Here is a 16,563-nt window from a genome sequence, read left to right as displayed (position 1 = left end):
CCGCTTTTTCGAACGGGGGCCGTCTTGATTTCGATGCCGCTTACTTGGCGTTGAGCAGTTCGCCGACTTCGAGCAGGCTGAACTCGTTGTCGTCAGCCTTGTCTACTGCGCGGCCGGCGGAGAAGGGCAGGTTGTTGTCGTTGCCGACCACGATGTGGGTGGCGTCAACGCGGTCGACGTTCTCGATCGTTACGAACGGCATGTCGTAGACGCCATCCTTGGTGCCGGCCTTCTTCTTGTTGTTCGGGTCCTTGATGTCGAGAAGGTCGATATAGCCGATCTTGCGAACGGCGCCGTTTGCGTTGGCGTCGTTGAACTCGATCTTATAGATGCGCTTCAGCTCGGCGGGAGCCTCGAAGCAATCGGCCTTCGGCTGCTTGGGATCGGCGCAGGCCTTGTCCTTGCTGCCGGCGCCGTTGTCACGCTCGATCACCAGCGCGGTGGTGTCGTCGAGCATGTTGAAGTCGCCGATCGCGATGCCCTTTTCTTCCAGCGGGTAGAGCCAGCTGCGGCCGGTCCAGTTCTTGGCCGCCGTGTCGAACTCAACGATGCGCAGGCCCGTGCGGCCATCGACCGCCTCGACCTTGCCGTCGTCCTGGAAGAGCGGGCCTTCGAGCAGGCCATAAAGCTTGCTGCCATCCTTGGACATCGCAAGGCCTTCGAAGCCGCCGGAACGCTTCACGTTGAATGCGGGCATCTTGGCGACCGGGTTTGCCGGAACCGAGAGCGTCGGGTGGTCGGGCGACAGCACCGGCTTGCCGTTGACGACGGTGGAAACGACGTCGGTCAGCTTGCCCTCGGTGTCGAACTTCAGGATGTAGGGCCCGAACTCCTCGCCGATCCAGAAACCGTCGGCGACGGGCTGGATGGATTCGATGTCGAAATCGGCACCTGTGAGGTAGCGCTTCTCGGCACCTTCAAGCACGATCGGGAAGGGCGCCTTCTTGTCGGGATCGGACAGGAACAGGTTCTTGACGACCTCGACCTTGCCGGTGGCCCAATCGAACTTCACCTGATGCAGGAAAAGCATGGCGTCGCTGGAGTTGGCCTTCGAGCCGAAACCGTTGTCGGACAGCGTCCAGAACGTGCCGTCTTCCATGGTCTTGATGCCGGAGAAGCCCTGGATCGGCTGTCCGTCGAAGGGGAGCTTGAGGTCGGTCACGCGTGCGCCGTCCTTGCCCGGAACGGTGCCGAGCGCCTCGGTGCGCTTGCGATCCGGCGTCGTGAACTTGCCGGAGTGCTTGAGGAATTCGGGTGCATCGGCGGGAGCCGGCACCATGGTGTTCGCCGGCAGAATAGCCTGGCCGGCGAGCTTTGCGGGAAATTGCTGCTGGTCGGCCATGGCCGAACCGGCGATCAAAAGAACAAATGAAACAGAAGCAAGAAGAGCATTTTTCATCGAAACCCCCATGTGATGGAATGCGGGGTTCGATTAGCAGGCCTCTTATGTCGGCGCTTTGACACCCGCGTGAAGCTTTGGTGACGCTATGCGGTCGTCCGCCTTGACGAGCGAGATCACGCCGAGGCTCTGTCCGCGTCCCTTGACCGCGTGCTGGCCGAGATCCTCCGCCACCACCTTGGCCGGCAGCTGGATCCGCTGGGCGAGGTCGGTCGAGATCAGCACCGAGCGGTTCAGCGTCTTGCAGAGCGATTCAAGCCGCGACGCGGTGTTGATCGTATCGCCGAAATACGTGATCTTGTGATGGTCGATTTCGGCGGTGATGATGCTTCCGCCATGCAGCGCCGCGCGCAGCCTCGGCACCTGCCCATAGGTCGTCAACCAGCTCTCGGCATCCGCCTCGATCGCATTGATGATGTCGAAGATGCAGTTGACGCAGCGCGCGAATTTGACGCCACGGTCCAGCGGCCAGGTAATGATGGCGGCATCGCCGACATAATCGACGATCGTTCCCTTGTACTTGCGCACCGGCTCGGCAAAGGCCGCGAACAGCGAGCTCAGCATCTGCTGCGCGCGCAGGTCACCGTGCTTCTCCGCGAAGGTCGTCGAATCGACAAGGTCGATGAAGAGAAACACCCGCTCTTCGCTGACCGGCTTGCGGTAGCGGCTGATGAGCATGCTGGTGAACACCTCACGGCCCAGCAACTCGCGAACTCTGAGAACAAAGATCATCAGCGAGCAGACGGCAAGCGCGTAAAGAAATGCATTGAACGGCAGCACCACCATGTCGACCCAGGAATGGGGAATGACGATGCCGGTCCCCCATAGCGAAAGGCCAGCGGCCGCGAAGCCGATGCTCATCAGCACTTCGTAGATGAAAAGCTCCGCGAGGAAGAAGGTCAGCGTCGGCAGCGCCTCGACCCGGTTGCGCAGTTCGCGAAAGATCACCTTTCGCTCAAACGCGATGATCGGCATGCCCATGCACAGCGCGAAGACCGCGCCGATGAGCGGGCGGCTGTCCTGGAAGAACATCACGCTATAGAGCACGCCGCTTCCCGCCATGACGAGCATGATCAGAAGCCAGTTCTGGACTGGAGATACTTCTCTCATAAGGGTCTTTTCGTTCAGCCTTGGCCAGCGTGCGTCTCAAGCAATGTAGGCGCGCGTAAGCCCTTTCGGAAGGGGATTGGATATCCCTCCCGAAAAGATTTAGCTGAATGATTGGGCGCAGTTATGGCCTGAATCGAGGCGACGCAAAATTTGCGTCGCGACTTACAGAGCGACCGTCTCGACCTTCTTGCCGACGAAGCGCAACGCAACGTCGCCCTTGATCAGCTGCAAAGCGGGATCGCCGAACAGCTCGCGGCGCCAGCCGCGCAACGCGCCCACATCGGCGTTTTCGCCCTCGGCGGCGATCTTGTCCAGATCCTCGCTGTTGGCGATCACCTTTGGCGCAACGCCGTGCTTTTCCGAGATCAGCTTCAATAGCACCTTCAAGAGCTCGGCTGCGGCCGCGGCTCCCTCCGGCGCCTGGGTCTGTCTCGGCGCATGCGGCATCTCGGCCTTCGGCAGCGCGAGCGCCGTATTCACCGCCTCGACGACGGCAGCACCGGCCGATGACCGTTCCCAACCCTTCGGGATGGTGCGCAGGCGACCGAGCGCTTCGGCATCCTTCGGCTGCTGCTGGGCGATCTCGTAGATCGCGTCGTCCTTGATGACGCGCGAACGCGGCACGTTGCGGCTGCGCGCTTCACGCTCCCGCCACGCGGCCACGTATTTCAGCACGGCAAGCTCCTGCGGCTTGCGCAGGCGCATCTTCAGGCGTTGCCAGGCGTCATCGGGATGAATGTCGTAGGTCTCTTTCGCCTCGAGCACATCCATCTCTTCGGAGAGCCACAAGGAGCGGCCTTCGCGCTCGAGCTCTGCCTTGAGATAGAGATAGACGTCGCGCAGGTGCGTCACGTCGGCCAGCGCATAGTCGAGCTGCTTGTCGGAAAGCGGACGGCGGCTCCAGTCGGTGAAGCGCGAGGACTTGTCGATCTGCACGCCCTTTGTGCGGCTGACCAACTGGTCGTAGGAGACGGAATCGCCGAAGCCGCAGACCATCGCCGCAACCTGCGTGTCGAAGATCGGATGCGGAATGAGACCGCCCCGGTTGTAGATGATTTCGATATCCTGGCGCGCGGCGTGGAACACCTTCAGCACGCTGGAATTGGCCATCAGCTCGAAGAAGGGTTTCAGGTCGAGACCCTTGGCGAGCGGATCGACAAGCACTTCCGTCGTCGGGCTCGCCATCTGGATCAAGCAAAGCTCCGGCCAGAACGTCGTCTCTCGCAGAAACTCGGTGTCGATAGTAATGAATTCTGACTTGGCCAGCTCGGTGCAGGCCGCCTCCAAATCGGCGGTTGTTTCAATCATCTCAATTCATTCGCAGGATAGACATAGTTGAACCTTCCTTCTCCTTTCGGCCCAATATGTCAACCGCTACCGGCAAAGAGTGGTCAAACAACCCTGACATAACTCGTCATGCCGGTCTTCTGATGCTCGATGATGTGGCAATGCAACAGCCAATCACCGAGATTGTCGGCGACGAAGGCGAGCTGCACCTTCTCGTCCGGCTGCACCAGATAGGTGTCGGTGACGAGCGGCATGACCTCCCGCGTGGACGATGAGAGCACCGTGAAGCTCATCCCGTGCAGGTGGATCGGATGCGTATGCGGCGTCACGTTCTCCAGCTGCAGGATATAGCTCTTGCCGAGTTTCAGTTCCGAAAGCGGCGCCGTCGGGTCACTCGTGTCGCCCGGCCATGGCACCTTGTTGATAGCCCAGAAGCTGTAGCCCAGCGTGCCGCAGATGCTGTCGACGGGCGCATTCTCAGCCGTGGCGCTGAGAACGACCGAGATTTTTTCCGCAGAAGACAGGTCGGCCTTGGCGACTGGGTTCTCGGCGAGCGCCGCGAGATCGCCGACATTGCGCTTCAGCGAGGTTCCCACCGAACGAAGCTTGGCGATCGTTTTCGGCGTGGTCCCGCGAATGTCCTCCAACGTCGCAACCGCGCCTTCGGAATCTGGCATGCGAACGGCAAGATCGAGGCGCTGGCCCGGGCCGATCAACAGCAGGTCGAGCGGGAAGCGCTTCGGCACGGGATTGCCGTCGATCGCGATCACGGTCGCCTCGGCACCTTCCATCTTCAGCGAGAAGATGCGCGTGACATCGGTGACGGCGATGCGCAGGCGGATCAGGCCGCCGGCCGGCGCGTCATATTGCGGCTCCTGATGCCAGTTCGCGGTGCGCACCGTGCCGTAAGTGCCGGTCTTCGCCGCATCGCGCGGCCGGAACGCGGCAATGAACTGGCCGTCACCGCCAAGCCTCCAGTCGCGCAGGTTCAGCACCACTTCGGAATCGAATGTCGGGTCGGCCGCATCCTCGACCACGATCACGCCCGTCATGCCCTGGCCCATCTGCGCCAGCGTGTTGCAATGCGGATGATACCAGAAGGTGCCGGCATCAGGCGGCGTGAAGGCGTAGTCGAAGCTGTCGCCGGTATAGACGTAGGGCTGCGTCATGAACGGCACGCCGTCCATCTTGTTGGGAATGCGCAGGCCATGCCAATGAATGGTGGTGGGTTCGTCGAGCGTGTTGGTCAGCCGCGCCGCATAGGGCTTGCCCTTGGTCATCCGCAGCACTGGCGGCATTCCCGCACCGCCCTGCGCGTCACCCCCCACAGCACCCCACGTCATGATGTTCTTGGTCACGCCGGCGTCGGTCAGCGTCGCCTGAGTCTTCAGCGCTTTCAAGACCTGCGGCTCGGGTGCCGCTTCCGCCAGGCCGAACTTGCCCGCGATGCCGATACCCACCCCGTAAGCGCCGGCGACGGCGGAAGCCTTCAGAAGGTTGCGGCGGGTGAGGAGGGGCATGGCGGGACTCCGGAGAAGAATGATACATCCTCTTTAAAGTTGACCGCGACCTTCAGCAATATGCCTCGTGCAGCCAAACTGCCGCAGAGCTTGGCATATGATAAGATTGCAACCACGTCGAAAACCGGGCGCAAAGCGCGCGTGGGCCGTGCCAAGTCTTGACAAATCAGGCCGTCCATGCGCTTTTCCGCCCGATTTTCTTGTCGGCGCGAGAGAGCTTTTGAAGCCCCTGCTGCCGTCTTCAAGCCAAATACTGGAAATTGAGATGATGCATCGTTACCGCAGCCACACATGTGCAGCCCTCCGCAAGTCGGATGTCGGCGCCAATGTCCGGATTTCCGGCTGGGTCCACCGCGTTCGTGACCATGGCGGCGTTCTCTTCATCGACCTTCGCGACCACTATGGCATGACCCAGGTCGTCGCCGACCCGGATAGCCCGGCCTTCAAGATCGCCGAGACCGTTCGCGGCGAGTGGGTCATCCGCATCGACGGCGTCGTCAAGGCGCGCTCGGAAGACACCGTCAACAAGAACATGGCGACCGGCGAGATCGAACTCTACGCCCAGGAGATCGAAGTGCTCTCCGAAGCCAAGGAACTGCCGCTGCCGGTCTTCGGCGAGCCGGATTATCCTGAGGACATCCGCCTCAAGTACCGCTTCCTCGACCTGCGCCGCGAGACGCTGCACAAGAACATCGTCAAGCGCAGCCAGATCATTTCCGACATCCGCAACCGCATGACGTCGGCCGGCTTCGGCGAATACACGACCCCGATCCTGACGGCGTCTTCGCCGGAAGGCGCGCGAGACTTCCTCGTGCCGTCGCGGATCCACCCCGGCCAGTTCTTTGCCCTGCCGCAGGCCCCGCAGCAGTACAAGCAGCTCCTGATGGTGGCCGGTTTCGACCGCTACTTCCAGATCGCGCCGTGCTTCCGCGATGAAGACCCGCGCGCCGACCGCCTGCCGGGCGAATTCTACCAGCTCGACCTGGAAATGAGCTTCGTCACCCAGGAAGATGTCTGGGACACGATGGCCCCGATCATGACCTCCGTCTTCGAGCAGTTCGCCGAAGGCAAGCCGGTCACCAAGGAATGGCCGCGTATTCCTTACGACGTCGCGATCCGCAAGTACGGCTCCGATAAGCCCGACCTGCGCAACCCGATCGAGATGCAGGCCGTCACCGAGCACTTCGCAGGCTCCGGTTTCAAGGTGTTCGCCGGCATGATTGCCTCCAACCCGAAGGTTGAAGTCTGGGCGATCCCGGCCAAGACCGGCGGTAGCCGCGCGTTCTGCGACCGCATGAACGCCTGGGCGCAGTCGCTCGGCCAGCCGGGCCTCGGCTACATCTTCTGGAAGGAAGAAGACGGCAAGGTCGGCGGTTCCGGTCCGCTGGCCAAGAACATCGGCGAAGAGCGCACCGAAGCGCTGCGCGTCCAGCTCGGCCTTGAAGCAGGCGACGCCGCCTTCTTCGTCGCCGGCGAACCGGCAAAGTTCTACAAGTTTGCAGGCGAAGCGCGCACCAAGGCGGGCGAAGACCTGAACCTGGTCGATCGCGATCGTTTTGAACTGTGCTGGATCATCGACTTCCCGTTCTACGAATGGAGCGAGGAAGACAAGAAGATCGACTTCGCCCATAACCCCTTCTCGATGCCGCAGGGTGGTCTGGAAGCGCTGCAGAGCCAAGATCCGCTGTCGCTCAAGGCCTACCAATACGACGCCGTCTGCAACGGCTTCGAAATCGCCTCGGGCTCTATCCGTAACCAGTCGCCGGAAGCCATGGTCAAGGCCTTCGAACTGGTCGGCCTCAGCCAGACGGATGTCGAAGAGCGCTTTGGCGGCATGTACCGCGCATTCCAGTACGGCGCGCCTCCGCACGGCGGCTGCGCCTTCGGTATCGACCGTGTCGTGATGCTGTTGCTCGGCGCCAAGAACCTGCGCGAAATCACGCTGTTCCCGATGAACCAGCAGGCGCAGGATCTCCTGATGAACGCCCCGTCGCCGGCAACCCCGAAGCAGCTGATGGAACTGTCGCTGCGCGTCATGCCGCCGGTCAAGAAGGACTGAGCGAGTATCGCTTGAATGAGAAAAGCCCGGCGCAAGTCGGGCTTTTTTGATTCTGGCGCCACCATTTCAGGCAACAAAAAAGGCCCGGCGAGCAATGCGCGCCGGGCCTTCCTGATTTCATGTCGAGGCGATCAATCGTTCGCCGAAACCTTCACGCCGAGCACCTGCGGCAGCGTGTTCGGTGCGCCCATGGCGGCACCCATGATCATCGGGAACGGCACGGGCTTTTCCGGTGCGGCGTTGACCGTCAGGCTCTTCGGGTCGTCGAGGAAGGTGTTGACGGCGGCCGATACGGCGTTCTGGAGCTCGGGGATGTTCAGCTGCGCCAGCATGATCGGCGCCATCGCCTTCAGGGAGTCCGCCATCTGCTTGCCCGACATGCCCTGCTGGCTGCCGGCGTAATCAAGCGCGCGCTTGGTGATCGAGGCGTCGTCGAAGCGGATCTGGGCGCTTTCGAAGGACAGCTGCTGCAACAGGCCGAGCATGGCAAGGCCGAAGGCCTGCTGGGCCTGGTCCTTGTTCTGGTTGGCTTCCGCCTGCTGGGCGGCTTCCTGCAGCGACTTCACGAAGGCGAGCGTATAGCCGTTGACCTTGAAGGCGAGGTTGAGCTTGCCGACATTGCTGAAATCAAGCGCGAACTCCGATACGTCGATCGTGCCCGGTGCGAGATCCCAGGCGCCCTTCATGGTGATGTCGCCATTGACCTGCTGCAGCGCCAGCTTCTCGATCGCTTCCTTGCTCTGCGGATCGGCCGCCTTGCTGAGGTCAGCCTTGAGGCTCTTGAAGGCGCCGTCGAAATCGAAGCCTGACTCGTCTTCGCGCAATGTCAGGTTCACATCGCTGCCGCCGAGCGAGAACACTTCGGCGCCATCCTTGACGACCTTCAGCGGGCCGCTGTGGGCGCTCTCGTAGAGCAGCATGGAGGAGAGGCCTTCGCCCTTGGGGTCGGCCGGGACGGAGATGCCGCCGAGCGTCAGCTCGCTGACGGTCAGCGTCGCGCCGTCATTGGTGGTGTTGATATCGGGGAAAGCTGCTTCCTCGATGTAGTAGCCGCCGTCGTCATCTTCCTCGACGCCCGAAAGCGTGATTTCGCCGATCGGCAGAGCGCCGCCGTTGTTCGGCTTGAAGCTGGCGTTCTTCAGCGTGACGGTCTTGCCGTCGACATCGACGCCATCGGCTGCGAGCGTGCCGCCCTGCAGCGTGTAGGCGGCATTGATCTTCTTCAGCAGGTCCTGGCCATCGAGCGCGAAGGCGGAGCCTGCGAGAGAAAGGAATGCCACGCCCGAAAGCATGAGCCGTGTCGTCCGGTAAAATGTCATGGGTGTTCCTCAGATCCAGGTGGGCGGTTGGCCATAATCTACGGTGGATTTGTGCCGGTTTATATTTCGTGTTTTCTAAAATTATGTTGAAGGGATAAGCAAACAAAGTCCAAATTCGGGCAGAAAGGTTTTAGCGGTTGTTTTCTTTCTGTTCGGAGACTTCATCCACAGCCGCAATGCCCGGTTTCCTTGCTCACATCAACCATCTCGGTTAGTCAGAAGGTATGGGACAAGAGATTTTGCCGCCCTCTGGCGGAGACGATGACAGCATTCTTCCGATCGACCTGAAGGCGGCGCTCGAAGAGCGTTATCTCGCCTACGCGCTGTCGACCATCATGCATCGCGCGCTGCCCGACGTTCGCGACGGCCTCAAGCCTGTCCATCGCCGCATCATCCACGCGATGAGCGAGATGGGTATTCGCCCGAACTCGGCCTTCAAGAAATGCGCCCGTATCGTCGGTGACGTCATCGGTAAATTCCACCCGCACGGCGACCAGTCGGTCTACGATGCGCTGGTCCGTCTCGCCCAGGATTTCTCGCAGCGCTATCCCGTCGTCGACGGGCAGGGGAACTTCGGCAACATCGATGGCGACAGCGCTGCTGCCTATCGATACACCGAAGCCCGCATGACCGATGTCGCCGGGCTCTTGCTCGAAGGTGTCGACCAAGACGCCGTCGATTTCCGTCTGACCTACAACGAAGAAGACCAGGAACCGACGGTTCTTCCCGGCGCCTTCCCGAACCTTCTCGCCAACGGCTCGTCGGGCATCGCCGTCGGCATGGCGACCTCGATCCCGTCGCACAACGCACATGAACTGTGCGACGCGGCGCTGCATCTGATCAAGCATCCGGATGCGACGGTCGAGACGCTGGTGGAGCAGTTCATTCCGGGTCCGGATTTCCCGACCGGCGGCATCATCATCGACGACCGCCAGACGATCATCGACGCCTACAAGACCGGCCGCGGCGGTTTCCGCACGCGCGCCAAGTGGGAGACCGAGGATCTCGGCCGCGGCGGTTATCAGATCATCATCACCGAAATCCCGTTCCAGGTGCAGAAGTCGCGCCTGATCGAGAAGATCGCCGAGCTCTTGATCGCCCGCAAGCTGCCGCTTTTGGAAGACATCCGCGACGAGTCGGCCGAAGATGTCCGCGTCGTGCTGGTCCCGAAGAACCGCACGGTCGACCCGACGATCCTCATGGAATCCATGTTCAAGCTGACGGAACTCGAAAGCCGTTTCCCGCTGAACATGAACGTTCTCTCCATGGGCCGCATTCCGCGCGTCATGGCTTTGAACGAGGTTCTGAAGGAGTGGCTGGACCATCGTCGCGACGTGCTTCAGCGCCGCTCGCGCTTCCGCCTGGCCGCCATCGAGCGTCGCCTGGAAGTCCTGGGCGGTTTGTTGATCGCCTATCTCAACATCGATGAGGTGATCCGCATCATCCGCGAGGAAGATGAGCCCAAGCCCGTCATGGTCGCGCGCTGGTCGCTGACCGAGATCCAGGTCGAAGCCATCCTCAACATGCGCCTGCGCTCCTTGCGCAAGCTGGAAGAATTCGAAATCCGCACCGAGTTCGACGCTCTGAGCAAGGAAAAGGCCGAGATCGAAGCGCTGCTCGCCTCCGAGGACAAGCAGTGGCAGACCGTTGCCTGGGAAATCGGCGAGGTGAAGAAGAAGTTCGCCAAGGCGACCGAACTCGGCCGCCGTCGCACCCAGTTTGCGGAAGCGCCCGATGCCGATGAACAGGCGATCCAGCAGGCGATGATCGAGAAGGAGCCGATCACCGTCGTCGTTTCCGAAAAGGGCTGGATCCGCGCGCTGAAGGGCCACATCTCCGACACCGCGACGCTGACCTTCAAGGAAGGCGATGCGCTGAGGATCGCGTTCCCGGCGCAGACGACGGACAAGATCCTTGTCATCACCACCGGCGGTAAGGCCTTCACGCTCGGCGGCGACAAGCTGCCGGGTGGCCGCGGTCATGGCGAACCGTTGCGTATCATGATCGACATGGACAACGACCAGGACGTGCTGACGGCCTTCGTCCACGATCCGCAGCGCAAGCAGATGATCGTTTCGACGGCCGGCAATGGCTTCGTCGTCGCCGAGACCGACATGGTCGCCAACACCCGCAAGGGCAAGCAGATCATGAATGTCTCCATGCCCGACGAGACCAAGCTGCTCGTGCCCGTATCCGGCGACCACGTCGCCGTTGTCGGCGAAAACCGCAAGCTCCTGGTCTTCCCATTGGATCAGGTTCCTGAAATGTCGCGCGGCAAGGGCGTTCGCCTGCAGCGCTACAAGGATGGCGGCATTTCGGACGTTCGTTGCTTCGCGATCGCGGATGGCCTCCTATGGGAAGACAGCGCCGGCCGGACGTTCAGCAAGAACAAGGAAGAGCTCGCCGAGTGGCTCGCCGACCGCGCTTCCGCCGGCCGCACCGTTCCCAAGGGCTTCCCCCGCAGCGGCAAGTTCGCCGGCTGAAATATATCAGCGCCTCGCTCTTGGCGAGCGGGGCATTTCCTCTAATTTTGTCCTGTAATCACAACATGGACAAACATCATTCCGAAGGCGGACGGAATGATCGTATGTGGCGTCTTCGTGGAAGGCGGCATGTCCGATCATGGAGGTCCGATCACGGAGGAATGTTGATGAGTGCCTGCAAGACCATTACGCTTTCAGTCGGCCACACCTACAACGCCTCGCCCTGCGAGGTTTACGACGCCTGGCTCAACCCCGAAGTCGCCAAACGCTTCCTCTTTGCCACCGATGACGGCCGGGTCATCCGCGCCGATATCGAGCCGCGCGTCGGTGGCCATTTTCTCGTCATCGACAGGCGGCCGACCGGCGACGCCGTTCATTATGGCGTGTTTCTCGAAATGCGCCGGCCGCGCCTGATGGTGTTCTCGTTTTCGGTCGCCGAACACGATCACAATGCCGATCGCATCCGCGTCGAAATCGAACCGCTGGGGGAGGGCACGCGCCTGACGCTGTCGCATGAAATGTGCGCGGAATGGTCAGCCTTCGAAGAGCAGACCCATCGCGGTTGGACACACGTGCTGAACGGGCTGGAGCGCGAGCTCGATGCGGCTCACACGGTCAAGCTGCCGGAGCTTGTCGCGTCGCAGGCTGTTTCCGAACCATCCAAAGCGAGTGCGCCATAATCGCGATGACGAGGATGGAGCCGCCGATCAGTGTCATGACCGGCGGCGTTTCCGCGAAGATCAGCCAGATCCAGATCGGCGCCAGGATGGTCTCGAGCAGGTAGAACATCCCGACCTCGGGTGCCGAAAGATAACGCGGGCCGCTGGCAAGACACCAGAACGATAGGGGCATAAGCACCGCACCGTTGAAGATGATCCAGGCGGGATGCTCGATCACGAGACCTGCCGGCAAAGCGTTCGCAATGCCCAGAGCGGCGGGAAAGGCCGCGGCAAGCAACGGCACGAAGCCCATGGCGCGACGTGAGGCGCGCCCGACGGTAATCGCGCCCGCAAGCACCAGCGCCGTCAAAAGCGCCATCGCGTCGCCAAAGCTGTGGCCGCCGGCCAAGCCGTCGCCGACGATAAGGCCGACGCCGAGGATCATCACCGCCATGGTCACCAGCGTCGACAGGGACGGGCGCTCCTTCAGGAACAGCCATGACAGCAGCGCCCCGAACATCGGATTGAAGGCGACGATGAAGACGACGTTGGCGGTGGTCGTGTTAAACACCGCAAGCAGGAATGTGATGGTCGAGAGCCCATAGAGAAATCCCGCAAGAAGGCCCGCTCGACCGGGCACCATCGCCGGCCAACTTCCCTTCACCCACCGGATCGCGCAAAGGATCAGCAAAGTCACGGCAACCGTCGTGATGCTGCGCATGCCCACGATCGACCACATGTCGCCATGGCCAAGGCGTACGAGCGGAATGTCCATGGAGAGCGCAAGGCCGCCGATCGCCGTCAGCAGCAGGCCCTTCCGATGATCGGAAAGGTTGGGGAAACTCATTTAGGGTTGGCTACCTTCGGGAAGGGATGTGGGATCGAAACGTTCCCAGCCGCGTGCTGTCAGGTGTTCCTGCGGCTGGTAGCGGGTCTTGTAGTCCATTTTCCGCGAGCCTTGAACCCAGTAGCCGAGATAGACATGCGGCAGGCCGAGTGCTTTTGTCCGCCTGATATGATCGAGGATCATGAAGGTGCCGAGCGAGCGCTTGTCGAGATCGGGATTGAAGTAGGAGTAGACCATCGAGAGCCCGTCGCTCATCGTGTCGGTCAAAGCCGCTGCGATCAGTTCGCCGCTTGGCCGCGTCTCCAGTCCTGATCCCTCGACACGCCGGCGATACTCGATGATCTTGGTGTTGACGTGGGTATCCTCGACCATGATCGCATAGTCGAGCACCGTCATGTCGGACATGCCGCCCTGCTGGTGGCGATAATCGAGATAGCGGCGAAACAGCGAATATTGCTCGCTCGATGGCTGCGCCGGAAATTCGGTCGAGATGATATCGGAATTGGTCGCGATGACCCGCTTCATCGACTTGGTCGGCTCGAATTCGTCGGCGAGAATGCGGACCGATACACAGGCCCGGCAGGCCTCGCAGGCCGGGCGGTAGGCGATGTTCTGAGAGCGGCGAAATCCGCCCTGCGTCAGGATGTCATTCATCTCGGCGGCGCGTGGCCCGACGAGATGTGTAAAAACCTTCCGTTCCATCTCATGCGCAAGGTAAGGGCAGGCAGCCGGGGCCGTCAGATAAAACTGCGGAGATGGCGTGGTCTGCGTATTCATCTGCTGCTGAGATGTCCTTGGGTTGCATGCTGAAATGACAGCATGACTTAAGAAAAGAAAACGTCAACAGCGCGGCAGTCAGCCGCGCTTTCTGATCGATTATACTTTCGGATATTGGCCGAAAATTTCCCCTCAAAAGGAGGGGAAATCCGCTTAATTCAGTGGCTTGAACGATTTCAAGCGGTTCTGACCGTCACCGTGCCGACGAGAAAATCGTGCAGCAGGCGGCTGCGTTCGGTGAACAGACCAACCAGCAGAATCAGCGGCGTCAGAACCGAGTTCAGGATCCAGAACAGCGCCAGGTGAACGATCGCCGTCAGGAAATCCATCTCCCGCCCGTCGACGCGCACGATCGCAATCCCCATCGCCCGCATGCCAAGCGATGCCTGGCTCGAGCCGCCGACCGTAAAGCCGAAATAGAGGCCCGCGACGATCACGAACAGCGCCGGATAGAGAAAGAAACCGAGGCCGAGCGTGACGATCGACAAGAAGAACAAGATGACCGCCGCCGGAATGCAGAGCAGCAGAATGATCACATAGTCGAGGATGAACGCAAAAACGCGCCGGCTCAGCGTGCCGCTATAGGCGCGCCAATCGTCAGGTGCGGCATAGAGCGGGTTCGGGTTGAGCGACATCGTTACGGTCTCCTTTCGAGAGTGGCTACCGCTGATATGGTGACGCTCTCTGCGAATGCAATATTAGCGCGAAGCGATCAGCGTTTGGCGAGGATCTTGGCGACCTCGATGGAGAAATAGGTGAGGATGCCGTCGCAACCTGCGCGCTTGAAGGCGAGCAGCGTCTCGAGCATCGCCTTTTCGCCGTCGATCCAGCCGTTCATCGCCGCCGCCTTGATCTGCGAATATTCGCCCGACACCTGATAGGCGAAAGTCGGAAGACCGAATGCTTCCTTCATCCGCCAGCATATGTCGATATAGGGCAGGCCGGGCTTGACCATCAGCATGTCGGCGCCTTCCTCGACATCGAGTGCCGCGTCGCGGATCGCTTCGGTGCCGTTGGCCGGGTCGATATAGTAGCTCTTCTTGTCGCCCTTCAGCAGTCCGCCGGTAGAGATCGCCTCGCGGTAGGGGCCGTAGAAGGCGGAGGCGAACTTCGTCGCGTAGCTCATGATCCCGACATCCTGGTGCCCCGCGGCGTCGAGCGCCCGGCGGATGGCGCCGATGCGGCCGTCCATCATTTCGGACGGCGAGATGATGTCGGAGCCGGCGTCGGCCTGCATCACGGCTGCGCGTGCCACGTGCTCGACGGTCTCGTCATTGACGATTTCGTTGCCGCGCAGGATACCGTCATGGCCGTGGCTGGTGAAGGGGTCGAGCGCCACGTCGGTGATGACACCGATATTCGGCACGGCCTTCTTGATGGCGATTGTCGCCTGGTTGATCAGGTTGTTGGCTTCCAGGCTGTTTGAGCCGGTCTCGTCGCGCAGCGACATCTCGATGTTCGGGAAGGTCGCGATAGCCGGAATGCCGAGATCGGCCGCTTCCTTGGTGGCTTCCACCAGCTTGTCGACGCTCATTCGGTTGACGCCCGGCATGGCGGGGATCGGCTCGACGATGCTGGAACCCGGAACCACGAAGACCGGCCAGATCAGATCGTCGACCGTCAGCCGGTTCTCCTGCACCATCCGGCGCGTCCAGTCGGCCTTGCGGTTGCGCCGCATCCGGCGGTGGCCCGTGATTTCATCGACGAGGTGTGTCTTGTCTTGCATGATCGTTCCAGCTCTTGGCAGTTCCAATTGTTGCTGCGCTCATTATCATGCCGCCAGACAAATCCAAACCGGGCGAATGGCCGCAACCAATCAACAGCTTGCGATCAACCGCTGGCGAAGACGCCGCAGCACTCTTATTGTCTGACGCATGAACGCTGATTCTCCGACCATACCGAAAAGCACGCTCACCGGCGTTCTCTTTGTCCTGTTCCTGCGCCTGATCGCGATCTCGTGTTTCTGGTTCGGATTGCAGTATTGGGCGATGCTGGTCGGCTACTCGCTGATCGGCGCTGGACGCTTCGATCTTCTGAGCCTGCCGTGGAAGGTGGCGAGCACCAGCCTTGCAGTTCTGTTCCCGGTGGCGGCTCTCGGGCTATGGCTGGCTGTCTCCTGGGGACCCGTCATCTGGGTGCTCGCGGCCGGTGGCCAGATCATAATGTATGGCTTTCTTCCGGAGATTTTCGGAGCCAACAAACTCATCATTCTCCTGCATGCGGCAGTGGCCATTATCTATGCCGTTTTCCGCTTTTTGCTGTGGCAGGAGAAGCGCCGGCGCCGGCAGCAGGTAAGCGTTGATTTACCCTGATACAACAGCGCGTTTTGGTAAGGCACTGTTAAGCCTGCAGTTTAAGTAGAATTTTATCTGTATTCGATAGGGTCTGTCTCAAGGCGGGAAGACAACCAACACCGCCAAACAAAACAGTGAGGCAGTCATCATGAATACGAAAATCAAGCCGCAGGCGGTATCGAACTTCCGTGAACAGCAGGACCTGGGTATCCGCGATCTTTACATGGAATCCCTTCATCTTGTTGAACGTCTTCACCGCCGTCTTCTGGATGTCATCAAGGACGAATTCGACCGTCAGGGTCGCAGCGACGTCAACGCCATCCAGGCTCTTCTCCTCTTCAATATCGGCAACTCGGAACTGACCGCCGGCGAACTTCGCTCTCGCGGTTACTACCTGGGCTCCAACGTTTCCTACAACGTCAAGAAGCTCGTCGACCTCGGCTTCATCAACCACCAGCGCTCGCGCATCGACCGTCGCTCGGTTCGCATCAGCCTGACGGAAACCGGCCAGGAAATCGCCGAGACGGTTGCCAAGCTCTATGAGCGCCACACGGCATCGATCGACAAGGTCGGCGGCATCGGCACCGACGAGTTCGCGCAGATGAACAAGCTGCTGACCCGTCTCGACCGCTTCTGGAACGACTCGATCATGTATCGTCTCTAAGCAACCAGACCCCTCCAAGGTCAAAGAAAGCCGGATGCGTTTCCCTGCGCGTCCGGCTTTGCCGTTTGCGCCGACGTGGCATCTTTGCAACGCATGGCCGGCCAACCGCGCTTCGAGCCTTAAACCCCTGTATTCAAGCCGCCTT

14 protein-coding genes are annotated in these 16,563 nt (G+C 60.9%); 5 read left to right on the top strand and 9 right to left on the bottom strand.

What is annotated here, in order from left to right; genetic code table 11:
* Nucleotides 1-40: 40 nt before the first annotated feature.
* The 4 genes from D460_RS0111565 to D460_RS0111550 all read right to left on the bottom strand — a co-directional run bounded on the left by D460_RS0111565 (nucleotide 41) and on the right by D460_RS0111550 (nucleotide 5,316).
* The gene (locus D460_RS0111565; protein ID WP_026283041.1) at nucleotides 41-1,399 is read right to left on the bottom strand and encodes an esterase-like activity of phytase family protein; all 1,359 of its coding nucleotides are present in this window, start codon (nucleotides 1,397-1,399) and stop codon (nucleotides 41-43) included.
* Between the two features lie 45 nt (nucleotides 1,400-1,444).
* A complete protein-coding gene (locus tag D460_RS0111560) occupies nucleotides 1,445-2,509 on the bottom strand; it encodes an adenylate/guanylate cyclase domain-containing protein (protein ID WP_026283040.1) in 1,065 nt (354 codons plus the stop codon).
* 162 nt (nucleotides 2,510-2,671) lie between these two features.
* On the bottom strand, nucleotides 2,672-3,817 hold the full coding sequence (gene rnd / locus D460_RS0111555) for a ribonuclease D (protein ID WP_018898704.1): 1,146 nt from the start codon (nucleotides 3,815-3,817) through the stop codon (nucleotides 2,672-2,674).
* 83 nt (nucleotides 3,818-3,900) lie between these two features.
* Nucleotides 3,901-5,316 carry a multicopper oxidase family protein gene (locus D460_RS0111550; RefSeq protein WP_018898703.1) on the bottom strand — a complete coding sequence of 472 codons (1,416 nt, stop codon included), beginning with the start codon at nucleotides 5,314-5,316 and terminating at the stop codon, nucleotides 3,901-3,903.
* Nucleotides 5,317-5,584: 268 nt separating this feature from the next.
* Between D460_RS0111550 and aspS the strand changes: the two genes are divergently transcribed.
* A complete protein-coding gene (aspS, locus tag D460_RS0111545) occupies nucleotides 5,585-7,375 on the top strand; it encodes an aspartate--tRNA ligase (RefSeq protein ID WP_026283039.1) in 1,791 nt (596 codons plus the stop codon).
* 131 nt (nucleotides 7,376-7,506) lie between these two features.
* On the opposite strand, the gene D460_RS0111540 is transcribed toward aspS, so the two are convergent.
* On the bottom strand, nucleotides 7,507-8,694 hold the full coding sequence (locus D460_RS0111540) for a hypothetical protein (protein WP_018898701.1): 1,188 nt from the start codon (nucleotides 8,692-8,694) through the stop codon (nucleotides 7,507-7,509).
* A gap of 224 nt (nucleotides 8,695-8,918) precedes the next feature.
* Between D460_RS0111540 and parC the strand changes: the two genes are divergently transcribed.
* Together parC and D460_RS0111530 are read left to right on the top strand one after the other, a co-directional pair.
* On the top strand, nucleotides 8,919-11,177 hold the full coding sequence (gene parC, locus D460_RS0111535) for a DNA topoisomerase IV subunit A (protein WP_026283038.1): 2,259 nt from the start codon (nucleotides 8,919-8,921) through the stop codon (nucleotides 11,175-11,177).
* A gap of 167 nt (nucleotides 11,178-11,344) precedes the next feature.
* Nucleotides 11,345-11,857: an SRPBCC domain-containing protein gene (locus D460_RS0111530; RefSeq protein ID WP_018898699.1), complete on the top strand. Its 513-nt coding sequence runs from the start codon at nucleotides 11,345-11,347 to the stop codon at nucleotides 11,855-11,857.
* On the opposite strand, the gene D460_RS0111525 is transcribed toward D460_RS0111530, so the two are convergent.
* From D460_RS0111525 to hemB, 4 genes are all read right to left on the bottom strand, one after another.
* Nucleotides 11,793-12,683: a DMT family transporter gene (locus D460_RS0111525; protein ID WP_018898698.1), complete on the bottom strand. Its 891-nt coding sequence runs from the start codon at nucleotides 12,681-12,683 to the stop codon at nucleotides 11,793-11,795. The genes D460_RS0111530 and D460_RS0111525 overlap by 65 nt on opposite strands.
* Complete coding sequence (locus tag D460_RS0111520) at nucleotides 12,684-13,460, bottom strand: arginyltransferase (protein WP_018898697.1); 777 nt, start codon at nucleotides 13,458-13,460, stop codon at nucleotides 12,684-12,686.
* A gap of 176 nt (nucleotides 13,461-13,636) precedes the next feature.
* Nucleotides 13,637-14,095 (bottom strand): RDD family protein, encoded by a 459-nt coding sequence (locus tag D460_RS0111515; RefSeq protein WP_018898696.1) that lies wholly within the window; start codon nucleotides 14,093-14,095, stop codon nucleotides 13,637-13,639.
* Between the two features lie 77 nt (nucleotides 14,096-14,172).
* Nucleotides 14,173-15,186 carry a porphobilinogen synthase gene (gene hemB, locus D460_RS0111510; RefSeq protein WP_018898695.1) on the bottom strand — a complete coding sequence of 338 codons (1,014 nt, stop codon included), beginning with the start codon at nucleotides 15,184-15,186 and terminating at the stop codon, nucleotides 14,173-14,175.
* Nucleotides 15,187-15,334: 148 nt separating this feature from the next.
* On the opposite strand from hemB, the gene D460_RS0111505 reads away from it, so the two are divergent.
* A complete protein-coding gene (locus D460_RS0111505) occupies nucleotides 15,335-15,772 on the top strand; it encodes a DUF6163 family protein (RefSeq protein WP_018898694.1) in 438 nt (145 codons plus the stop codon).
* A 130-nt stretch (nucleotides 15,773-15,902) separates the two neighbouring features.
* On the top strand, nucleotides 15,903-16,418 hold the full coding sequence (locus D460_RS0111500) for a MarR family winged helix-turn-helix transcriptional regulator (protein ID WP_018898693.1): 516 nt from the start codon (nucleotides 15,903-15,905) through the stop codon (nucleotides 16,416-16,418).
* The last annotated feature ends 145 nt before the right edge of the window (nucleotides 16,419-16,563 follow it).

This window comes from Rhizobium sp. 2MFCol3.1 (assembly GCF_000377565.1).
GTDB lineage: Bacteria > Pseudomonadota > Alphaproteobacteria > Rhizobiales > Rhizobiaceae > Rhizobium.
This window is presented reverse-complemented; position numbering and strand designations above follow the sequence as displayed.